Here is a 4,719-nt window from a genome sequence, read left to right as displayed (position 1 = left end):
GCAACAAGACCGACCGCGCGGTTATCGACCCCGGTCCGGCCATAGATGCGCATATTGATGCGATAATCGCAGCGGTTGGCGATGCGCGGATCAGCGCGATCATGTGCACCCACACCCACCGGGACCATAGTCCCGCCGCCGCGCCGCTGGCCGCGCGCACCGGCGCGCCGATCATCGGCTGCGCGCCGCTAGTGCTCGCAGACGACGGGCCACGCGCTGACGAGAGTTTTGATAAGGAATATAAGCCGGACCGCATTCTCGCCGATGGCGAGACGATATCAGGCGATGGCTGGACCATCGAAGCGGTGGCGACGCCGGGCCATACCTCCAATCATCTCTGCCTCTCAGTGCAGGAATCGGGCGCCATGTTTACCGGCGATCATGTGATGGCCTGGTCGACCAGTGTCATTGTTCCGCCCGATGGCGATATGGCCGACTATATGGCGAGCCTGCAGAAGCTTTATGAGCGCGAGGACAAGGTCTATTATCCTGCTCATGGCAAGAAAATCACCAATACCCGCCAGCTGGTGCGCGGGATGATGGGCCATCGCAAGCAGCGCGAACGACAGATTTTGAAGCTGCTGGAAGAAGGTCCCGCCGCGATCATCGATATGGTGCCGCAGATGTACAAGGGTCTTGATCCGCGTTTGAAGGGTGCGGCCGGCCAATCGGTGCGCGCGCATCTGATCGACCTGCAAAACCGGGATCGCGTAATGCTATCGGGTGACGTCTGGGCGATGGCCGGATGAGACGCCAGCTTTCCTGGCGCCTGTGGCTCCCGTTTGCCATCATCGGCGGATTTGCGATCCTGACCATTGCCCTGGCATGGATGCTGTTTTCCCGCGTCGAGAGCAGCATCAGTCCCGACCCGGTGTCGATTGCCAATGCCAGCCTGACCAATATGCAGGAACAGAACCGGCTGACGGTCTTTTCGGCCAGCTATAATGCCACCGTCACCACCACTCTGACCAAGCTCGGTCTGTCGGCGCGCAAGACTTTGATCATGCCCGGCACGGTGCGCTACGAACTGGACCTGTCAAAGCTTGGCGCGGATGATGTCCGTTGGGATGCGCGGGATGACACGCTTTACGTCGAGATACCGGCGATCGAAATTGCCCGGCCCGAAGTGCATATCGAGCAGATCCAGACCTATGATGACGGCGGCATATTGATGGCCCTGACCGATGCGGAAAATGTCCTCGATCAGGCCAATCGCAAAAAGGGTGTTGAGGAATTGGCGAAGCAGGCGCAAAATCCGGTGCAGATACGGCTGGCCCGGGAAGCCGCGCGCCGTGCGGTGCGCCACAATTTCGCCGTGCCGCTGCAAGCCGCGGGCGTGGAAGCGAAAATTGACGCGTTTTTTCCTTATGAACGCAGCCGCTACAAGGAGCGGTGGGACTATTCGCGGCCGATCAGGGATGTGCTGGCGGAAGCGCAGAAGAAGAGGGAAGAGGCGCAATGAAATTGCCGATCATCGCCATCGCAGCGATGCTGCTGACCCTGGCCGGTTGCGAACAGAGCCCGCAGCCGGAGCCGCTATCGCAGGTCGCCGACTTTACCCTGCCCGAGCCGATCAGCAATAATGCGGTGGCCGTCGTTGAAGGACCGGATGGGCCGACCCTATACAGCTTCAATGGCCTGAAAGCGGGCAAGAGCTGGAAAGACACCAGCAACGCGGCATTTGCCTGCGTGATTGCGACGAAAACCTGCAAGACTATCGCTCCGGTGCCGGTCCCGGAAGGGCGACTGGCCAGCTCCGCCGTTACCGTGGCCGGGAAAATCTATATTTTCGGCGGCTATAGCGTTGCCGCCAATGGCGATGAGCTGTCGACGCCGGAGGTGTTTGCCTTTGATCCCGCAACCGGGCGTTATGAACAAAAGACCGATATGCCGACCCCGGTCGATGACGCGCTGGCGGTGCCCTATCAAAACCGCTTCATCTATCTGATTTCCGGCTGGCATGACGAAGGCAATGTCAGCGTCGTGCAGATGTTCGATACGCTGACCGGTGCCTGGACCGAGGCGACGCCCTTTCCCGGCACGCCAGTATTCGGCCATGCCGGAGGGATATCGGGCGACAGTATCATCGTCACCGACGGGGTCGCTTCGGTCTTTGCCGATGGCAAGCGCAAATTTGTCGCTGCGAAGCTGACCTGGCGCGGCGATCTGGACCCGAAAAACCCGACCCAGATCACCTGGCGCGGGGTTGATGCCCATGCCGGTTCCGCGCAATATCGGATGGCAGCGGTTGGCGACGAGGCCGGTCACCGGATCATTTTCGCCGGCGGCGGCGACAATCCCTATAATTATGACGGCATCGGCTATGACGGGATACCGGCCAACCCATCAGGCGGCTTTTTTGCCTATGATCTGAAAAGTGACAAATGGATCGAACTGGGGCGGCTGACCGAACCGAGCATGGACCACCGCGGCCTCGCCAAGGCCGGGCAGGCATATTATATATTGGGCGGCATGGATGCAGAGCAGAAAGTAACCGACCGGATTGTTAAGTTTCGCATCAGCCAGTGAACCCAAGGAGCCCGCAATTTACATTTGCGGGCTCCTTGGACTATATACTTGAAAATCCGAATAGGATGATGGTCGCGCCAAAAGAAAATGCAAGGGAGCAGTTATCGTGGGCGTAGACCAGAATAATAGCAAACAAGCGACGAAGTCGGGATATGCGATGGATCAACGCTTTTTTGTCCGATTTTCCATCGTCATGGCAGCGATCATCATTTTTGGTTTTGCCCAATTTGCCGCACGCGGAATGGTGGATTTACCGGCGGTGCCCCAATGGGTGCATCTGCATGGAGTTCTGATGCTAGGGTGGCTGGCGATATTGGTGACGCAAAATCTGCTGATCCAGCGGGGCAAAATAGCCCTGCACCGGAAAATCGGACGGCTGGGCGGTGGCCTGGCTCTGATGATATGCCTGACCGGTCTCTATACCGGCTATATGGCGGTTCAGCTTGAGCGCTTCCCGCCATTTTTCACCAATGCCTATTTTCTGGCGCTCACCTTCACCGAAATGCTGGCTTTTGCCATCATGGTGGTCTGGGCAATCATGTTGCGTCGGCAAACCCAGTGGCATCGCCGGATCATGATCGGCGCCACCATCATCGCTCTGGAACCGGCATTTGGCCGTCTGTTGCCCATGCCGCTGCTCGGAGACTGGGGCGAGTGGATCATTCTGATCTGCCAGCTGGTCTTTGTTGTCGTGCTGGCGTGGCATGATCGAAAAATCACCGGACATATCCATCCTGCGACACTGGCGTCGGGCGCAATCGTGGCGGCGGTGCATGTGGTGGTTACCGGCTTGTCCCTGTTCCCTCCGTTTCAGCGGATTGCGGACTCGATTGCAGCTGCGGGCTAGTGCCAAGAGATTCTGATCCGGGGATATTTGCCACGGTGAAGTTCATTTTACGCCGGGACGGGCCTTCCGGACAAGACAAATGGTTTTTCGCTACCTATATGGGGCGGGCATATATGACAGAGGAATAGTATGATGGACGCACGTGGTGGAATCGGTGGCAGCTTGGCCGGGGTCGATATTGTCGAGGAAATCAACAAGCTGCGCAAGGAGCGCAATGCGATCATCCTGGCTCACTATTACCAGAAACCGGAAATTCAGGATATCGCCGATTTTGTCGGTGACAGTCTCGAGCTGTCGAAAAAGGCGGCGGAAACCGATGCGGACGTGATTGCCTTCTGCGGCGTGAAGTTCATGGCCGAAACCGCGAAAATCCTGTCGCCGGAAAAGATCGTCGTGCTGCCGGACATGGATGCCGGCTGTTCCCTGGAAGACAGCTGCCCGCCGGACCAGTTCAAGGCGTTCCGCGACGCGCATCCGGACCATATCGCGCTGACCTATATCAACTGCTCGGCCGAGGTGAAGGCGCTCAGCGACATCATCGTCACCAGCTCGTCGGCGGAACATATTCTCTCGCAGATCCCGCTCGACCAGAAGATCATCTTTGGCCCGGACAAGCATCTCGGCGGCTATATCGCCAAGAAAACTGGCCGCGACATGCTGCTCTGGCCCGGTGTCTGCATCGTCCACGAGGCGTTTAGCGAGACCGAACTGCTCAAGCTGCAGACGCAGCATCCCGGCGCCCCGGTGGCGGCGCATCCCGAATGTCCCGCCTATATTCTCGATCACGCAGACATGGTCGGCTCGACCAGCGCGATCCTGAAATATGCGAAGGAATTTGACGGCGACACGATCATCATCGCCACCGAACCGCATATCATCCACCAGATGGAAAAAGCGGTACCGGAAAAGAATTTCATCGGCGCCCCCGGCGCGGACGGCAACTGCAATTGCAATATCTGCCCCTATATGGCGCTGAATACGATGGAGAAACTCTACGTGGCGCTCCGCGATCTCGAGCCACGCATCGAGATGGACGAGGAACTGCGGCTAAAGGCGCGCAAGTCGATCGACCGGATGATGGAAATGGCGAGTGCGACCGTCGGGCAGGGGGACTTGGGGCCGACTGATCTGGCGCATGAGGACTAGGTGATTTGACCTTCACCCTTGACCGTTTCGACCTCGACGCTTTCGTCGCTGCCACCCTCGCCGAGGACCTCGGTCCAACCGGCCGCGATGTCACGTCGGAAGCGGTGATCCCCGCCGATGCGATATTCTCCGGCGTGATGGACAGCCGCGATGATGCGGTGATCGCCGGGCTGCCGATTGCGGAGGCTTTTTTCCGG

General features: G+C 58.7%; 5 protein-coding genes and 1 pseudogene. All 6 read left to right on the top strand.

Features of this window, described 5'->3' with window-relative positions; genetic code table 11:
• A partial coding sequence (locus V7665_RS13095) for an MBL fold metallo-hydrolase (RefSeq protein WP_335664979.1) occupies positions 1-749 on the top strand: 749 nt, incomplete at its 5' end.
• Positions 746-1,462: a DUF4230 domain-containing protein gene (locus V7665_RS13090; RefSeq protein WP_335664978.1), complete on the top strand. Its 717-nt coding sequence runs from the start codon at positions 746-748 to the stop codon at positions 1,460-1,462. The genes V7665_RS13095 and V7665_RS13090, both read left to right, overlap by 4 nt.
• Complete coding sequence (locus V7665_RS13085; protein WP_335664977.1) at positions 1,459-2,529, top strand: Kelch repeat-containing protein; 1,071 nt, start codon at positions 1,459-1,461, stop codon at positions 2,527-2,529. Before V7665_RS13090 ends, V7665_RS13085 begins: the two co-directional genes overlap by 4 nt.
• A gap of 157 nt (positions 2,530-2,686) precedes the next feature.
• On the top strand, positions 2,687-3,376 hold the full coding sequence (locus V7665_RS13080; protein WP_335664976.1) for an adenylate cyclase: 690 nt from the start codon (positions 2,687-2,689) through the stop codon (positions 3,374-3,376).
• Between the two features lie 132 nt (positions 3,377-3,508).
• Positions 3,509-4,522 (top strand): quinolinate synthase NadA, encoded by a 1,014-nt coding sequence (gene nadA, locus V7665_RS13075; protein WP_335664980.1) that lies wholly within the window; start codon positions 3,509-3,511, stop codon positions 4,520-4,522.
• A 5-nt stretch (positions 4,523-4,527) separates the two neighbouring features.
• Positions 4,528-4,719: pseudogene (locus V7665_RS13070) on the top strand (carboxylating nicotinate-nucleotide diphosphorylase); the annotation flags it as partial.

It is taken from the genome of Parasphingorhabdus sp. (genome assembly GCF_036964675.1).
Taxonomy (GTDB): Bacteria; Pseudomonadota; Alphaproteobacteria; order Sphingomonadales; family Sphingomonadaceae; genus Parasphingorhabdus.
This window is presented reverse-complemented; position numbering and strand designations above follow the sequence as displayed.

Bases quoted from the DNA above. Each gene is read 5' to 3' on its own strand.
- V7665_RS13090 (WP_335664978.1), top strand. From the start codon at position 746: ATGAGACGCCAGCTTTCCTGGCGCCTGTGGCTCCCGTTTGCCATCATC.
- V7665_RS13085 (WP_335664977.1), top strand. From the start codon at position 1,459: ATGAAATTGCCGATCATCGCCATCGCAGCGATGCTGCTGACCCTGGCC.
- V7665_RS13080 (WP_335664976.1), top strand. From the start codon at position 2,687: ATGGATCAACGCTTTTTTGTCCGATTTTCCATCGTCATGGCAGCGATC.
- nadA (WP_335664980.1), top strand. From the start codon at position 3,509: ATGGACGCACGTGGTGGAATCGGTGGCAGCTTGGCCGGGGTCGATATT.